The organism is Oribacterium sp. HCP28S3_H8, from assembly GCF_052064775.1.
Taxonomy (GTDB): domain Bacteria; phylum Bacillota; class Clostridia; order Lachnospirales; family Lachnospiraceae; genus Oribacterium.
The window spans coordinates 222,175-240,536 of the sequence record NZ_JBQHUZ010000004.1 but is presented as its reverse complement, the minus strand read 5'-3'; the positions used below and the strand labels follow the sequence as shown (position 1 = coordinate 240,536).

The window sequence follows — 18,362 nt, the reverse complement described above, 5'->3', positions numbered from 1 at the left end:
CCCTTTCTTGTCCGGTTTCTCCGGACGCCCTGCCCTCTTACAGGAAATCTATTTCATAAGGTATCCTCAGACCTTATAAAACACAAAAAATTATTACATGAAGCCTGCAGCTCAAGATGAAACGCGCTGCGTTTATATATAATGTATAATCACTTTGCAGAATCAAGTGAATATATATCTGAATTCACAATAGGAATGGATCATTTATTGCCAGTAGGTGAATATATATTAAAAAATTTCGTCAATTTCCTATCAACTGAAGTAAGTATAACGGTGTAAAGATTTGAAGTAAAGCGCATAAAGTTAATGGAATCATAAGCAAAACTTATTGTACAGTGGTACTTTGATAAGCTTTTCTGTTAGTTTTACTTATGCATACATTAGCAAAACTAATGATATATTTTTGACGTAAAGAATTTTATGATTTTCAGCAGAATCAAACGATGCAGCGAGTGCTATGATGATGGTAAAACGATCTGGATCATGAGGTAGTCTTATACAAATATCCCAAACATGTAAGGATGCCTCAAATACATTCATCAGGCACAGCAATTCTCCGGAGGGTAATATGGATTTTAAGCAATGTGAATATATGGTTGAGATTGCCAAGGAAAACAACATTACAAGAGCTGCCAAAAATCTCTTTATCTCGCAGTCTGCTCTGAATCAGCAGCTGCTCAAGCTGGAAAAAGAGCTTGGCACACAGCTTTTTGTGCGATCTCGTACCGACTGGCATCCTACGGAGGCAGGCGAAATCTATCTGGAAGGCGCACGGAAGGCGCTTCTCATCCGGCAGGATACATATAAGCGGATCTACAATATCACGCATTCCGGAAAATCGGAGCTCAAAATCGGGCTTACTGCCGGCAGAGGCATTCGCATGTTTACAGAGATCTATCCCGCCTTGCATGAGAAGTTTGCCGATCTCAAGATCTGCCCATTTGAAATGGGTGTAAAAAGTCTGCAGAAGGCTTTAACGAGTGGGGAAATCGACCTGGGATTTGTGACACTGCGGGAGGATCAGCGGACGAGTGACGACTATCGTAAAATCGGTTCCGAGGAGATGTGCGTGCTGGTGCCAAGGCTCTACCCTTTGTGCGCAAAATATAAGATGGATGGGGATCAGCTTCCGGTCCTCAATCTTAAAGATCTGCAGTATGAGCCTTTTGTACTGCTCTCTGCCGCCTCCACAAACCGGCAGATTATTGATGATATTTTTGCCGGAGCAGGCTTTGAACCGAATATTCTGATGGAAACCAACACCACTGGCAGTATCCCGCCGCTGGTTGCCGCAAATCTCTGCTGCGCGATTGTCCCGAGGTATTATGCGGATATATCAAACCCCAGGATTGCCACCTATGTTCTGCCAAATCATCCGTACTGGGATCTCTGCATCACCAGCCGTAAGGGTGCCTATATTACGGATGCCGGCATGGAGTTTATCCGTCTGGTACAGGATTACTGGGATAGAAATCTCATCAAGATCCAGACAAATTAATTCTGCGTGGGAGTGAAGCCTCAAACCTTCCCTTGTTTCCGGAGCCAGCGGTAAAAGATCATGCAAAGCACTGCCGAGAGCAGAGAGCCGGCGGGCGCCGCGAGTCCCATGGCGTAGAGTGTTGCCGGAAACATCACTGTCGCAAGATATGCACCCGGGATACGGATCAGCAATACGGAACATACATTATGGACAAAGGACAGAATCGAAACGCCAGCTGCGCTGAAAAATCCGCTGAACGGGAAGTGCACGCCTGCCACGATACAGTCAAGTACATACGTCCGCATATACTGCACCGCAAGCTCCCGCACAACTTCGTCACTGGTGAACATCGTGAAAAACGGCGCGGAAATGAACTGAAACAATATGGCAAAAAAGACTCCGATGCTCACAGCAATGCCGATTCCATATTTCAACGCCTCCCTTGCTCTCACAGGATTTCCGGCTCCGATGCTTTGAGAAGCAATGGTTGACACGGTGGAAAGCATCGTTGAGGGAACAAGGAAGAGAAAACTGATGGTTTTTTCCACAATACCGACCGCTGCGGAAATATCTACGCCCCGGCGGTTGGCAATTACGGTGATGATCAAAAAAGAAATCTGGATAAAGCCATCCTGACAGGCAATCGGCGTACCAATGCCTAAAATCTGCCGCATCACCGGTCGCGCCGGCTTGAGATCTGCCCTGGATATTTTTATCAGCTTCTTTTTTATGATGGAGACAAGGGCAAAGCCCACCGAGCACGCCTGCGCAAGGACGGTACCCCACGCTGCACCGGCGGCGCCCATCTTAAGCGGACCCATGAAAACAACATCAAGGATAATATTCACAAAACATGCAACGGCAATAAATGTCATCGGGCTCTGGGAATCCCCCATGCCTCGGAAAATCGAGCTTAAGATATTATAGGCAACGATAAACGGGATGCCGGCAAAGCATATGGTAAGGTATGCCGATGCTCCGGGTACTGCCTCCGCAGGTGTGGACATGATCCTGATCATCGGCTGCACCAGCATAAGGGGTACGACCGTAAGCACTGCCGCCACTCCGAGAAAAAGCGTCACCGTATTACCAACGGCACGGGAAATCCCGTTTTCATCCTCTGCTCCGACAAACCTGCCAATCATAACTGTAGATCCCATGGCAAGTCCCACGATCATAACCGTCAGCATGTGCATGATCTGCGATCCGATGGAAACTGCGGAAATCACATCTGCCCCGTTAAACTGTCCTGCGATAAACAGATCCGCAAGACCATATAGTGTCTGTAAAAAGTAGGATAAAAAATATGGCAGAGAAAACATGGTGATGTTCTTTAAAAGATTTCCCTGAGATAAATTACGCTGCATGTCCTGCTTCCTCCAATATATATTGCATATATTAGCGCTTTAAATTTATAAAGTCAAATGCTTCAAAAAATCCCGGAGGGGATCCGCCCCTCCGGGATGAACCATCTACCAGCATCCATTACGATCTACCAGCAGCTATCGTTATCTGCCAATATTTTAGGCTTTAAGCCGTTATGCGCCAGGATTTACCGCATGGTCGAGTATCCCATCAGGTATTCGTCAACCTCACGGGCGCACTCTCGCCCCTCTTCAATCGCCCATACCACAAGGGACTGACCTCTGTGCATATCTCCTGCTGCAAAAACCTTATCCGAAATCTTACCGTCCGCACTGACCGCACGGTACTCTCCGCCATTGACGCCACCAGTGAGGATCGTGTTCCGCTGCGTAAGCTTAAGCCCAAAGGCATCCGCCACGTAATTCTCACAGCCGAGGAAGCCCGCCGCAATCAACAATAGCTCGCACGGAAGTTTCTGCTCTGTTCCCTCCAGCATCACCATCTTGCGGTTCTCAAACTTCACCTTTACGGTCGTCACAGACTTAAGGTTTCCCTTTTTGTCTGTTTCTACACTCTTTACCGTTGTCTCATAGACACGCGGATCTTTACCAAAAACCTCTAAAGACTCCACCTGACCATAGTCCACCTTGAGTGTCCTGGGCCACTCCGGCCACGGATTGGAGGCTGTCCGCTCCACCGGGGGCTTGGGCATCATTTCGATTGAAGTGACGCTCTTGCACCCTTGACGGATCACCGTGCCAGTGCAGTCATTTCCTGTATCACCCCCACCGATAATGACGACATTTTTGCCCTTGGCAGAGTACTCTGCCGGCAAGGTCCCTGCTTTTTCAATTTCGACTTCCACTGCACTTCCGGCACGCTCCAGCGCCTTGGTCTGCTGGGTCAGGAAATCCACAGCAAAGTAAACGCCCTTCGCCTTGTCGATGCCCTCTGCCGCAAGCGGACGCGCCTTTTTAGCGCCGCAGGTCAGCACCACCGCGTCAAAGTCATGTCTCAGCTCCTCTGCAGTCACATCCACACCGACATTGACCCCGGTACGGAAGGTCACCCCCTCCGCTTCCATCAAGGCGTGGCGCCGCCGGATCACGGACTTCTCCAGCTTCATATTGGGGATGCCGTACATCAGGAGTCCGCCGATTTCATCCTCCCGCTCCAGTACAGTCACGAGATGTCCACGGTGATTGAGCTGATCCGCCACCGCAAGTCCGGACGGACCGGCACCGATGACCGCCACTTTCTTACCGGAACGAACTGCCGGAATTCTTGGCTTCATAAGACCGGATGCGAATGCACTCTCAATGATATAAAGCTCGTTTTCATGCGTGGTAACAGGCTTATCATTAATACCCTCAAGACAAGCCTTTTCACAAAGCGCCGGGCAGACTCTGCCGGTGAACTCTGGAAAATTGCTGGTCTTTAACAGCCTTGACAACGCATGCCCGAGATGTCCGTGATAAACCTCATCATTCCACTCTGGAATCAGATTGTGCAGCGGACAGCCCGTGTACATACCACTCAGCTTCATACCGGACTGGCACATCGGCACACCGCAGTTCATGCAGCGTGCGCCCTGCCTTTCCCGCTCCTCCTCACTCATCGGGACGTGAAACTCCTTAAAATTTTTGATCCGCTCCTGCACCGGGAGCTCTTTATTATCTACTCTCTGATAATCGAGAAATCCTGTCGCCTTTCCCATTTTACTCCCTCCTTACGCAAACAGACTGCGGAATGCTTCCATCTCGGCATTTTCATGGGAAATGCCGGTCTCCTCAAAATGACTCACCGCCACCAGCACCTTCTGGTAATCCTTAGGCAGGATCTTTTTAAAGTACGGCAGGAAACCCTGGAAGTTGTCAAGGATTTCATGGCCTTTCTCCGAGTCTGTCTCCTTGACATAATCCGTAAGGATGCCCTTCAGCTCCTGAATGTCGTATTTCTCCGTTACCTCATACAGCGAAACCATACCCTTATTCATCTTGCGGTACAGCGAATGATCCATATCCAGCACATACGCGATGCCGCCGGACATGCCAGCCGCAAAGTTCTTTCCGGTCGGTCCCAGAATTAAAGCTCTGCCGCCGGTCATATATTCAAGACCATGATCGCCGCAGCCTTCCGCCACCGCAGTGGCACCGGAATTACGGACGCAGAAACGTTCGCCTGCAATGCCCTCAACATAGCACTTACCTGCCGTTGCGCCGTACAGTGCCGCATTTCCGATAATGATGTTTTCCGACGGGCGGAATGAAGCCTTACGGGATGGTGTCACAACGAGCTTACCTCCGGACAGTCCCTTGCCAAAGCCGTCATTGGCGTCTCCTGTGAGATGAATCGTAAGACCTCTCGGGATAAAGGCACCGAAACTCTGTCCGCCGCCACCGATAGCATTGACCTTATACGTATCCTCCGGAAGTGATCCGTCAAAACGGGCCGTGATTTCCGAGCCGAGGATAGCGCCGAAGCTCCGGTTGGTGCTGGTGACCTCGACCGTTTCCTCGTGCGGCTCTGCCTTGGCAAACGCAGCTGCAAATTTTGGAACCAGCGTGCCGAGATCCAGTGTCTTTTCCAGATGGAAATCATATACTGCCTTTGGATCAAAGTGATGACTCTCCTCCGGACCGGCAACGTCTCTCGGATCCAGGATGTCAGAGAGGTTGACCTTTGAAGCACGTGCCGTTACCTGATGGTCACGTGTCTTTAAGCAGTCTACCCGGCCGATCATCTCGTTCACCGTACGGAATCCAAGGCTTGCCATAATTTCGCGGAGCTCCTCAGCAATATAGCGCATGAAGGTCTCCACATACTCAGGCTTACCCTTGAAGCGCTTCCGGAGCGTTTCATTCTGCGTGGCAATACCAAACGGACAGGTGTCCTTGGAGCAGACACGCATCATCATGCAGCCCATGGTGACCAGCACCGCAGTGGCAAAACCATACTCCTCTGCGCCAAGCAGCGCGGCGATCGCGACATCTCTGCCGCTCATAAGCTTGCCATCGGTTTCCAGGATCACACGATTTCTTAAGCCATTTTCCACAAGTGCCTTATGCGCCTCTGTAATGCCGAGCTCCCACGGAAGTCCTGCGTGGTGAATGGAACTAAGCGGAGCTGCTCCCGTGCCTCCGTCATAACCGGAAATCAAGATGACCTGCGCTCCCGCCTTGGCAACACCGGAAGCGATGGTACCGACACCCGCCTCGGAAACAAGCTTCACAGAGATCCTTGCATGACGGTTTACATTTTTAAGATCATAAATCAGCTGCGCCAGATCCTCGATCGAGTAGATATCGTGGTGTGGCGGTGGCGAGATCAGAGATACTCCCGGAGTTGAGAAACGGGTCTTGGCAACCCATGGGTAAACCTTCTTACCCGGCAGATTTCCGCCCTCGCCCGGCTTTGCGCCCTGTGCCATCTTGATCTGGATTTCCTTTGCGGAATTTAGATAGGCAGAGGTCACACCAAAGCGTCCGGAAGCCACCTGCTTGATGGCAGAGTTCCGCTCGGTACCATACCGATTTGGATTTTCACCACCCTCACCGGTATTGGACTTACCGCCCAGACGGTTCATGGCAATTGCCATACATTCATGCGCTTCCTGTGAAATGGAGCCATAGGACATGGCACCGGTCTTAAAGCGCTTGACAATCTCCTCGACCGGCTCAACTTCACTGATGTCAATCGGCTTGTTTTTAGGTGCAAATTCCATCAGACCGCGCAGTGTATGCGGACGAGTCTCATCATCCACCATAGCACTGTACTGCTTAAATTTGTCATAGTCCGAGTTCCAGACCGCCTGCTGCAGCATAAGGATGGTCTCCGGATTATACATGTGGTCCTCGCTGTTTTTACCAGAGCGGAGGTTGTGGAATCCAGTGGAGTCAAGGGTTGTATCCACGCCAAGTCCCATCGGGTCAAAGGCATGATCATGCCGATAGGTCACACCCTCGGCAATTTCCTCGATGCCGATGCCGCCGACTCTGCTTACGGTTCCGGTAAAGTACTTGTCCACAAAGTCCTTGCTGAGTCCGATGGCCTCAAAAATCTTGGCCGACTGGTAAGACTGAATCGTGGAGATCCCCATCTTGGCGGCGATCTTTACGATGCCATTGAGAATCGCCTTATCATAGTCCTCGATCGCGGTATGATAATCCTTATCCAGGATACCAAGATCAATCAGCTCTGCGATGCATTCATGTGCAAGATACGGGTTGATGGCACGGGCACCGAAGCCTAAGATGGTCGCAAACTGATGCACATCTCTCGGCTCGCCGGACTCGAGGATCAGGGAAACCTGTGTCCGCTTTTTGGTCCGTACCAGATGCTGCTCTACAGAAGACACTGCAAGCAGAGATGGAATCGGCACATGATTCTCATCCACGCCGCGGTCTGATAGGATGATAATGTTGTAGCCCTCGGCGTAGGCACGATCTACCGCGATATTGAGCTGATCCAGCGCCTTTTCCATGGATGTGTTCTTATAATAAAGTAAGGAAATCACTTTAGTGCGGAAGCCCGGGCGGTTCAGCTGTTTGATTTTCATGATCTCCACACCGGTAAGGATCGGATTGTCCACCTCCAGCATCTTACAGTTGTCGCTCTGCTCCTCCAGGAGATTGCCATCCGAGCCGATATAGACTGTGGTATCGGTTACGATTTTTTCACGCAGTGAGTCAATAGGCGGGTTGGTAACCTGCGCAAAGAGCTGCTTGAAATAATAAAACAGCGGCTGGTGACTTCTGGACAGTACCGCAAGAGGGATGTCATGTCCCATGGAAGCAGTAATTTCCACACCATTCATGGCCATGTTCAGGATCGAGGTCTTGACATCCTCATAGGTATAACCAAAGACCTTATAGAGACGGTCCCGCATTTCCTGCGTATGTACCGGAATCTTTTTATTGGGGATTTCCAGGTCCTCAAGGTGCACAAGGTTCCGGTCCAGCCACTCGCCATAGGGCTGACGGCTCGCGTAGAAGCCCTTGCATTCCTCATCGGAAATGATCCGCTGCTGGCGTGTATCCACAAGCAGCATACGTCCCGGCTGGAGTCTCGATTTCCTGACAATATGCTCCGGCGCAATATCCAGCACGCCTACCTCGGAGGACAGGATCAGGCGGTTATCATCGGTAATATAGTAGCGGGAAGGTCTCAGACCATTACGGTCGAGGGTTGCACCCACAAGATCTCCGTCAGAAAAGAGAATTGCAGCAGGTCCGTCCCACGGCTCCATCATGGTTGCATAATAATGATAGAAATCCTTGCGGGACTCCTCCATAAAGCGATTATGCTTCCATGGCTCCGGGATGATTGCCATCATGGCAAGCGGCAGATCCATGCCATTCATATAGAGAAACTCCAAGGTATTATCCAGCATTGCGGAGTCCGAAGCCGCCTTGGGAATGACCGGGAAGATCTTCTCGACCTCCTGCTCCAAAAGCGGACTGTGCATCGTCTCCTCACGAGCCAGCATTCGATCAATATTTCCGCGGATGGTGTTGATCTCGCCGTTATGCGCGATCATGCGGTACGGATGCGCACGCTCCCAGGAAGGTGTGGTGTTGGTAGAGAAACGGGAATGCACGATGGCGATTGCCGTCTTATACAGCGGGCTCTGCAGATCGTCATAGAACTTCCGGAGCTGCTTTACCAGAAACATGCCCTTATAAACAATGGTTCTGGAGGAAAGGCTGCAGATATAGGTGTCCTCGGAACTCTGCTCAAACTCACGGCGGCAGACATAAAGCTTCCGGTCAAAGTCAATCCCCTGCGCTGCATCCTTTGGGCGCTCGATATAGCACTGCGCGATATATGGCATGCAGTTTCTCGCCATATCGCCAAGGATCTCCGGATGCACCGGCACCTTTCTCCAGCCAAGGAAATGCAGTCCGTTTTTCTCCGCAATGACCTCAAACATCCTTTTGGCGAAGGTCCGCTTCAGCTGATCCTCCGGAAAAAAGAACATGCCGACACCATAATCCCGAGCATCCCCTAAGGTAATCCCGGCATCCAGTGCCGCCTTTTTAAAGAACTCATGTGAAATCTGCAGCAGAATGCCTACGCCATCGCCGACCTTACCAGACGCATCCTTACCAGCACGATGCTCCAGCTTCTCAACAATATGCAGTGCGTCATCCAGCACCTTGGTGTCCTGATGACCATCGATATTTACAATTACGCCGATACCGCAGGCATCCTTCTCCTTATTGAGCGGAGCAAGATACTGTCGATATGCACTTTCTGTCATTTCCCTGTTCCTGTTCATAGTAACTCCCTTATTTCCTTTATATTTGTATATATAACTTTTTCCGCGAGCTTCGCGCAAATTTTCATCCGATCCCGTCATATAGCAAAATTCCGGATGATGCGAATGCTTCCGAACCGAAACATTCGTCATCCGGAATATATACTTATATTTTCCGCTCTTATCTCAGCGAGAACAGAAGCTCATCATAGGTCGGATACGGGATGTAATCACCCGGAATCATGGACTCCGCCTTGTCAACCGGCTTCCGGAGCTCGTCCATATCCGTAAGCACCTCATCATGATAGAAGCTTGCGAGCTTCAGCTGATCGGACTCTGCTTCCGCAGTCTTTACATCCTTCTCCAGCTTCTCTACAGCCTTACCAATTGCCTCGGAGCAGTCATCCAGTGTATCGAGAATTCCGGTCTCCAGTCTGCACTTGGCATCCGGCAGAAGCTTCCGCTTACTGAGGGCTTCCTTGGTAACATCGGTCTGATACTTCACAAGAGCATCCGTGAAATCCTTCTTAACCATATCGAGCATGGTAAGTGCTTCGATGTGGATGGTCTTGGAGTAGTTCTCAAGGAAGATCTCGTATCTGGAACGGATTTCTGCCTCTGTAAAGATATGGTACTTCTCAAAAAGCTCAACGTTCTTTTTCTTGATGAAGTACGGCATAGCCTCCGGCAGAGATCTCAGATTCAGGAGACCTCTCTTCTCCGCCTCGCTAACCCACTCATCACTGTAACCATTTCCGTTAAAGAGGATTCTCTTATGATCATCCAGCATCTTCTTAAGGAGCGCTGTGATCTTATCTGCTCGCTCTGCCTCCGGCACATCCTTGATTGCTTTGTAGAAATCCTCAAGCTTGGAGGCTACCGCAGTGTTAAGCACAATGTTAGGATCTGCAACAGAAAGGGAGGAACCCGGCATACGGAACTCAAACTTATTGCCGGTAAAGGCAAACGGTGAAGTACGGTTACGATCGGTATTATCCTGTGTGAAATGCGGCAGTACATGCGCACCGATTTCCATTTCCTTCTTGGCAGTGCTCTTAAAAATCGTGCCGTCATCAATGGACTGAAGTACTCTCTGCAGCTCGTCACCTACAAAGATGGAAACAATGGCTGGTGGTGCTTCGTTGGCGCCAAGACGGTGATCGTTGCCTGCGGTTGCTACGGAAATTCTCATAAGATCCTGATAATCATCCACTGCAGCGATAATGCAAAGCAGGAATACAAGGAACTTGGTGTTATCCGCCGGTGTGGAGCCCGGATCCAGCAGGTTTTCTCCGGTATCGGTTACAAGAGACCAGTTGTTGTGCTTGCCGGAACCATTGATACCATCAAATGGCTTCTCGTGTAAAAGACATGCATAGTTATGCTTGTCCGCCACCTTTTTCATCATCTCCATGGTGAGCTGGTTATGGTCAACCGCAACATTGGCAGTCTCAAACACCGGTGCAAGCTCATGCTGGGATGGCGCAACCTCGTTGTGCTTGGTCTTGGCAGGTACGCCCAGCTTCCAGAGCTCCATATCGAGATCATGCATGAACTCCGACACCTTTGGCTTAAGAACTCCAAAGTAGTGATCCTCCATCTCCTGTCCCTTGGGAGCCGGAGCGCCCAGCAGGGTTCTGCCGCAAAGGAGCAGATCCTTCCTTGCCTTATAGAGGTCCTTATCAATCAGGAAATACTCCTGCTCGGAGCCTACCGTAGTATCCACATGGGTAACCTCTGTATCCCCCAGCAGGTTCAGAAGGCGAACTGCTTCCTTGTTGAGTGCTTCCATGGAACGAAGCAGCGGAGTCTTTTTGTCCAGTGCCTCACCACTGTAGGAGCAGAATGCAGTCGGGATATACAGCGTTCCATCCTTAATAAAAGCAGGTGAGCTCGGATCCCATGCCGTATAGCCTCTCGCCTCAAACGTAGCTCTGAGCCCTCCTGACGGGAAGGAGGATGCATCCGGCTCGCCCTTTACAAGCTCCTTGCCGGAAAATTCCATGACTGCACCGCCATTGTCCGTCGGTGAAATAAAGCTGTCGTGCTTTTCTGCCGTGAGTCCGGTCATTGGCTGGAACCAGTGCGTAAAATGAGTTGCGCCATGCTCCATTGCCCAGTTTTTCATTACTGCAGCAACCGTATTGGCTACTTCCAGATCCAGATGGGTGCCATTTTTGGCTGTCTTGTGTACTGCCTTGTAAACATCCTTAGGCAGTCGTTCCTTCATGACCTTGTCATTAAATACAAGGCTTCCATAGATCTCAGGAATAGATGTACTCATAGATTTCTCCTCCTCAGGATACTTTTTAAAAAAAAGGGGACAATGGCCGCGACATCTCTGTCTCACGGACTCCATTGTCCCCAATCAAACTTTTTTAAATTTACTTTATCTCTATATCTTACGCATCAGCTCTTTACCGAAGTGACGATTCTGCCGCTGTCCCGGATCACCCGGAGCGCGATCTCCTTTTTGGAAATGGCATTGTCCATCGCCTGCTTCTCTAGATAGCGGTGCGCTTCCTGCTCGGTCATCAGCCCCTTCTCAATCAGGAGACCCTTGGCTCTCGAGATATACCGCTCATCATCAAGCTTTTTACGGAGCTTGTCGTTTTCACGGCTGAGCGCCGCGACACGCTTTCGCATCGTGTTCATGATATTTAAGGTCTGCTGGAAGGTCATTGTACTGATCGGACGCTCCAGCACCATGATGCCCGCATCCTGTACCCGGTAAACCGTCTGTTCATAGCCCTCGCTCCGGACCAGAAGTAAAATACCCATCATCGGATATTTCATCTGGAGATCAACAACAGCATCAAGCCCGGTACAGTCCTTTAATGGCAGAAACACGATCAGCATATCCATCGGCTCCTCAGCAAGCTTCTGGCGGGCAGCCGTCAGGGAATCCGTGAAGCTTACCCTGCCAAATCCGGCAGGCAGGATGTTCCGGATCTGCACGGCGGTTTTTTCCGTCTGCGCAGCCACAAGAACACTCGTTTTAGCCTCTGACCTCTCCATTGAAAATCCCCCTGATGTAATTCTGCCCTGCTGTCCGTAGACTGTCATCCGGTCCTCTTACGTAGACCTGCCAAAATCTTACCTACAATGCCTGCTCCGCGTAGGATCTCAAATAGTCCTCCGGCAGAACCCGCTTCACAAACTCACTGGATTCCGCAAGCTGTACCGCCTCCGCAAAGCTCTGCGGCAGACGCTTCAGCGTATCTATGACCTCCGGTGATGCCTGGAACAGATTGATGTCCAGTGGCTGCATCGGCTGAAGCTTCCGTTCGATACCGTCTAAGCCTGCATAAATCAGCAGTGCATAGGCAAGATACGGATTGCACATCGGATCCGGTGAGCGAAGCTCCATCCTCTTAATGCCGGAACGGGTCGCCGGAATCCGGATCAGCTGCGAACGATTCTGCTCCGACCAGCTCACATACGCCGGTGCCTTCATTTCTCCAAGCCTCTCATAGGACTCCCGGATCGGATTTAAAAATAAGGTAATCTCCCGGATATGATCCAAGATGCCTGCCATAAATGCAGGACTATGATCCAGTCCGTCCTGGCTCTCTACGGAAAAATTAATGTGCATCCCGTTCCCCGGCTGATCCGCAAGCGGCTTCGGTGAAAAATCCGCCCAGACGCCATCAGAATTGGCAATGCTTTTCACTACCCATTTAAAGGTTGCCGTATTGTCCGCTGCCGTAAGTGCATCGCTGTAGCGGAAATCCACTTCATTCTGTCCGGGTCCCATTTCGTGATGGGATGCCTCCGGTCGGATCCCCATATCCACAAGCGCAAAACTGATGTCTCTGCGAATATTTTCTCCATGGTCTGCCGGTGCGATGTCCATATAGCTTGCATCATCCTGCGGAATTCTGGTCTTGTCTCCATTCTCATCCCGCTTGAAGATGTAAAACTCAACCTCCGCGCCGAAGTTGACCCGGATGCCGAACTCTGCCGCCTTGCGAACTGCCTGCTTCAGAATGTACCTCGGATCCTTCTCATAGATCCTGCCATCCGGATACTCAATATCGCAGAACATCTTGGCAACTCTGCCATCCAGCGGACGCCATGGCACAATTGACATCGTCGTGGGATCCGGTCTCAAAAAGAGATCCGAACGAACCTCCGAGCCAAAGCCGTCAATCGAGGAAGCGTCAAAGGTAATCCCCTCGGTAAACGCCCGCTTCAGCTCATCCGGCATAATCGCAATGTTTTTCTGCTTGCCAAAAACATCAAAAAACGCAAGCCGGATAAACTTTATATTCTCCTCCTCAACAAAATTGAGGATATCCTCATAGGAATTCATGAAATCCTCCGTAAACCCTTTATTTACCAGTATTGTATGTTCTTCTGTTGCCATCTGTAAACCCACTTTCTGACTTTTTACTGAAACCGCCATACAACCTGCTGTTAAGCCACGGATTGCTCAGTTGCCTCATGCCGGAAGTCCTGCATTTTATCCGTAAATTCGTTCAAATCGGCGCATCGCCTCCTCCGTGTTTTCATGCGTGGAAAACGCCGTCAGCCGGAAAAACTGCTCTCCGCTCTTGCCGAAACCTGCACCCGGAGTACCTACGACATATGCTTTTTCCAAAAGATCATTGAAAAAGTCCCAGGATTTCATGCCGCCCGGACACTTCATCCAGATATACGGGGAGTTCTTGCCGCCGGTATAAAAGATCTGCATCCGGTCAAGGGTATCCGTAATGATCTTGGCATTATCCTTATAATACTGAATGTTTTCATTGATCTGCTTCTCGCCTTCCGGCGTAAAAACCGCTTCCGCAGCCCTCTGCACAATATAACTTACACCATTAAACTTTGTCGTCTGACGTCTCAGCCACATATGGTTGAGATCGGCTCCATCCCGCTTCAGTGCATACGGTACAACCGTATATCCGCATCTTGTCCCGGTAAAGCCTGCCTTTTTGGAAAAGCTGCAGAACTCAATCGCAACCTCCTTGGCACCCGGAATCTCATAAATGGAATGCGGCAGATCTCCCGTTACGAAGCATTCGTATGCGGCATCAAAGAGGATAATCGATCCGTTGTCTCGCGCGAAGTTCACCCAGGCGGTAAGCTGCTCCCGGTTATACACCGCGCCGGTCGGGTTGTTGGGCGAGCAGAGGTAAATGAGATCCGCCTTGTACTCCGGCGCCGGCATCGGCAGAAATCCGTTTTCCTCACTGGAATACGCGTAGATGATCTTGCGTCCCGCCATAACATTGGTATCCACATAAACCGGATAGACCGGATCCGTTACCATCACGGTGTTGTCCACGCTGAAAAGATCGAGGATATTTCCGATATCACTCTTGGCGCCATCCGAGATAAAAATCTCATCCTGCTCAAGTGCTACATGAAATCTTGTATAGTAATTCTGAATCGCCGTCTTGAGGAAGTCATAGCCCTGCTCGGGTCCGTAACCGTGGAAGGTTTCCGCCACTCCCATCTCGCGGGATGCCTTGACCAGTGCCTCCACAACCGTTTCCGGAAGCGGTCTTGTCACATCGCCGATTCCCATACGGATCAGCTTCGACGCATGCTCCGGATTGGCTGCCTGCCAGTCGCGGATCCTTTTGGCAATTTCGGCAAAAAGGTAGCTTTGGCTTATGTTCAGAAAATTTTTATTGATTTGTGCTGACATTTTATACTCCCTAAATATGAAATACCAGATAAAAAAAGGACAAAGTACTCCGGTCTTTGCCGGACGCCTTTGTCCTTATGCAAGCATTATAAACGCTCTGTATCATTTGTCAAATCATTTCTCGTCATAACTGTTATACATATCCGACCATAGCTGGTATAACCTGACGCAGTCCGACTTGGTACTGTGAATTTTTCCTACTCCTCTTCTCCTACCGTTTCGTCTGCCTTCAGCTGCTTCATGGCAAGACTTGCGAGAAGCGCCGCACCTCTCCAGAGGACATCCTCGTTTCCGGCATAGTGCGCGCTGTGAAGCGGCCAGACAGGATCTCCCTCCGGTGTTGTGCCAAGCCATACAAAGGCACCTGGTACCTTTTCCAAATAAAAGGCAAAGTCCTCAGCTGTCATGGCAGGCTCCTCGAGGCGGACAGCATAAGCATCCCCAAATAGCTCTCCTGCGGTTTCCAGCGCAAAGTCTGCCATTTTGGGGTCATTGCGGACTGAGGTGTAGCCCTTGTGATATTGGAACTCGCCTTTCATGGAAAAGCCATCCCGGATTCCCTCAAATAAGGTGTTAAGCCGTTTCTCGATCATGGTGCGGACCTCCGGATCAAAGGTACGGACGGTACCCTCCAAATGGCAGCTGCCCGGCACGATGTTGTAGCGGCTTCCGGACTGGAATACGCCGATGGTCACCACGCCAGCTTTCATCGGATTTTTGTTTCTTGCGATGATAGACTGCACCGCGGTGACAAACTGTGCCCCCGCAACAAGTGCGTCATTTCCCTGGTCCGGCATGGCTCCGTGAGAGCTCTCTCCTTCAAAGTCCACGGAAAAGCGGTCGGACGCTGCCATCTGTGGACCGGCCTTGCAGCCTACCACTCCTGCCGGGAGGTTCGTCCAGACATGCAGTCCGAATACGGCTTTGACACCGTCCAGTGCGCCTTCCTCGATCATGCGTCTGGAACCTCCCGTCGGGGACAGCTCCTCTGCGGGCTGAAAAATCAACCGCACCGTGCCATGGAAGTTCTGCTGATATTTACGCAGGAGTCTCGCCGCTCCAAGAAGGATGGTAATATGATGATCGTGACCGCAGGCATGCATGACACCATCCTGCTCAGAGCTGCAGGGCAGTCCCGTGTCCTCCCGGATCGACAGTGCATCCATATCCGCCCGGAGCGCAACGACTTGCGGCGCAGTGGCATCTGCATCGGATACCGGGTTTCCGGCGAGAACCGGCGCTTTAGGTGGAACTGGAGCTGTGCCGGTGATCTCCGCAAGGATCCCATAGCCTCCGACATGACTTCTTATATGGTAGCCTCCGATGGCCTCCAGCTCCCGGAGGACCCGCTCCGAGGTTTCCTTCTCCTGCTCTGAAAGCTCCGGATGCCGGTGAAACTCCCGCCGAAGTTCCACAAGATGCGGCTCAATAGCCTTGGCTGATTCGATGATCTGCATAAATCCTCCCGATGTTAATGCTGTTACTTCTTAAAATTACTATTCTATTGCAGTTATGAATTACTATATCAGCTGCCAGTTCTTTCTGCTTATAGTAACAGACAGCATGAGACTTGTCACTATCTGATCGCTGCCTGATCCTCCTGGAATTTTTTAAAAGTTCTTGACAAGCCAAAAACTCTGCGTGATAATGTGCAACATAAAAGCGGCAAAGATGTCGTGAGTTTACTCACATCTTTGCCGCCTTTTTTTGTTCTTAACGAGCATAGGAAGGGGAGTATCTTATGTGTTCTATTATTGGTTTCTGCGACAGCCGCGCAGAATATGAAGTTGTATCTAAAGCACTTGCGATTACCAAATCGAGAGGTCCGGACGATACCCGGATCGTGGATACCGGAAGCGGATATCTCGGATTTAACCGCCTTGCCATCATGGGACTCACCGCTTCAGGCATGCAGCCCTTTGAACGCGATGGCAGCTATGTGGTATGTAATGGCGAGATCTATGATTTCCGTCCGATCCGCAAGAAGCTGATGGACGCCGGCTATACCTTTAAGAGCGAATCCGACTGTGAGATCCTTCTGCCACTCTGGAAGGAGCTTGGCACCGCGATGTTTGATATTCTCGATGCGGAGTATGCTCTCATTATCTACGATAAAAACACCGACAGCTATATTGCAGCACGCGATCCGATCGGCATTCGCCCGCTGTACTATGGCTATGCGCACGCTTCCAGTGCACATGCTTCTGCCGCCCCGCTTCCCGAGGATGGTGTGGTGCCGGATCCGGATACCACCTACACCCCGATGGTGCGCCCGGATGGCAGCTACCTTGTATTTGCCTCCGAGCCCAAGAACCTGATCGGCATCTGCGACAAGATCTATCCGTTCCCTCCGGGACATTACTATAAGGATGGACGTTTTGTCTGTTACCGTGATATGAGCAAGCGTCAGGTATATCACCATGACTCGATGGAGGAAATTTCCCGCAATATCCATGATCTTCTGATTTCCGGCGTTCGCAAGCGTCTCGACTCAGATACCCCGGTCGGTTTCCTGCTGTCCGGCGGTCTGGACTCCTCTCTCGTCTGCGCAATTTCCGCATCACTCCTGGATAAGCCGATTGAGACCTATGCCATCGGTATGGATATTGATGCGATAGACTTAAAGTATGCGCGGGAGGTTGCGGATTTCATTCACGCAAACCATCATGAGGTTATCATTTCCAGAAATGATGTGGTGAATGCCGTGGACGATGTCATTCGCATCCTCGGCACCTACGATATTACGACCATACGGGCGTCCATCGGTATGTATCTTGTCTGCAAGGCAATTCATGAGCAGTCAGACATCCGGGTGCTGTTGACCGGTGAGATTTCGGATGAGCTTTTTGGTTACAAATATACGGATTTTGCGCCGAATTCAGAGGAGTTCCAGCGTGAGGCGGAGAAGCGGATCCGCGAGCTTCATATGTATGATGTGCTTCGTGCGGATCGCTGCATCAGTGTCAACAGCCTGGAAGCAAGAGTTCCCTTCGGTGACCTGGAATTTGTAAAGTATGTCATGGGCATCGATCCGGAAAAGAAAATGAATCATTATAACAAGGGTAAATATCTGCTTCGTCATGCATTTGAGGAGGACAAGATTTTACCTTATGATATCCTGATGCGGGAAAAAGCCGCATTTTCCGATGCTGTCGGTCACTCCTTAAAGGATGATCTCGAGGCGTATGCTTCATCCCGGTATACGGATGAGGAATTTGAGGAACGTCGCAAGAAATACACCCACGCGCAGCCGTTTACCAAGGAGTCCCTTTTCTATCGGGAAACCTTTGAGAAGTACTATCCTGGTCAGTCGCAGATGGTGGTGGATTTCTGGATGCCTAATAAAAACTGGAAAGGATGCAGTGTCAACGATCCTTCCGCCCGGGTACTCTCCAACTACGGAGACTCCGGGAAATAATCTGATGGTTAACGGTCTCTAACCGTTTTAACCTATACTCCCTAAGGGCCCGGCAGAAATGCCGGGCCCGTCCTTTTTTACAAGGTTTCCTGACAGTTCTCTATGCCCGGCGAGACACATCCGTAAGGTTGTCTATCCGCCCGGATCGGAATAGAAATCCATGAGAAGCGATCCTCCCATGCTC

General features: G+C 50.6%; 10 protein-coding genes. 2 read left to right on the top strand and 8 right to left on the bottom strand.

Features of this window, described 5'->3' with window-relative positions; translation table 11 throughout:
• The first annotated feature begins 568 nt into the window (after positions 1–568).
• The gene (locus tag ACTNEN_RS06775) at positions 569–1,498 is read left to right on the top strand and encodes a LysR family transcriptional regulator (RefSeq protein WP_441205319.1); all 930 of its coding nucleotides are present in this window, start codon (positions 569–571) and stop codon (positions 1,496–1,498) included.
• Positions 1,499–1,518: 20 nt separating this feature from the next.
• Here the strand turns inward: ACTNEN_RS06775 and ACTNEN_RS06770 are convergent, their stop codons facing one another.
• From ACTNEN_RS06770 to ACTNEN_RS06735, 8 genes are all read right to left on the bottom strand, one after another.
• On the bottom strand, positions 1,519–2,847 hold the full coding sequence (locus ACTNEN_RS06770; protein ID WP_441205317.1) for an MATE family efflux transporter: 1,329 nt from the start codon (positions 2,845–2,847) through the stop codon (positions 1,519–1,521).
• A gap of 185 nt (positions 2,848–3,032) precedes the next feature.
• Positions 3,033–4,562 carry a glutamate synthase subunit beta gene (locus ACTNEN_RS06765; protein WP_441205315.1) on the bottom strand — a complete coding sequence of 510 codons (1,530 nt, stop codon included), beginning with the start codon at positions 4,560–4,562 and terminating at the stop codon, positions 3,033–3,035.
• Between the two features lie 12 nt (positions 4,563–4,574).
• Complete coding sequence (gene gltB / locus ACTNEN_RS06760) at positions 4,575–9,107, bottom strand: glutamate synthase large subunit (protein ID WP_441205440.1); 4,533 nt, start codon at positions 9,105–9,107, stop codon at positions 4,575–4,577.
• Between the two features lie 178 nt (positions 9,108–9,285).
• Positions 9,286–11,388 carry a glutamine synthetase III family protein gene (locus ACTNEN_RS06755; RefSeq protein ID WP_441205313.1) on the bottom strand — a complete coding sequence of 701 codons (2,103 nt, stop codon included), beginning with the start codon at positions 11,386–11,388 and terminating at the stop codon, positions 9,286–9,288.
• A 125-nt stretch (positions 11,389–11,513) separates the two neighbouring features.
• A complete protein-coding gene (locus ACTNEN_RS06750) occupies positions 11,514–12,170 on the bottom strand; it encodes an ANTAR domain-containing response regulator (RefSeq protein WP_441205311.1) in 657 nt (218 codons plus the stop codon).
• A 34-nt stretch (positions 12,171–12,204) separates the two neighbouring features.
• A complete protein-coding gene (locus tag ACTNEN_RS06745) occupies positions 12,205–13,473 on the bottom strand; it encodes a glutamine synthetase family protein (RefSeq protein ID WP_441205309.1) in 1,269 nt (422 codons plus the stop codon).
• A 96-nt stretch (positions 13,474–13,569) separates the two neighbouring features.
• Positions 13,570–14,760: an LL-diaminopimelate aminotransferase gene (locus ACTNEN_RS06740; protein ID WP_441205307.1), complete on the bottom strand. Its 1,191-nt coding sequence runs from the start codon at positions 14,758–14,760 to the stop codon at positions 13,570–13,572.
• A 197-nt stretch (positions 14,761–14,957) separates the two neighbouring features.
• A complete protein-coding gene (locus ACTNEN_RS06735; RefSeq protein WP_441205305.1) occupies positions 14,958–16,217 on the bottom strand; it encodes a M20 metallopeptidase family protein in 1,260 nt (419 codons plus the stop codon).
• 284 nt (positions 16,218–16,501) lie between these two features.
• On the opposite strand from ACTNEN_RS06735, the gene asnB reads away from it, so the two are divergent.
• The gene (asnB, locus tag ACTNEN_RS06730) at positions 16,502–18,178 is read left to right on the top strand and encodes an asparagine synthase (glutamine-hydrolyzing) (RefSeq protein ID WP_441205304.1); all 1,677 of its coding nucleotides are present in this window, start codon (positions 16,502–16,504) and stop codon (positions 18,176–18,178) included.
• The last annotated feature ends 184 nt before the right edge of the window (positions 18,179–18,362 follow it).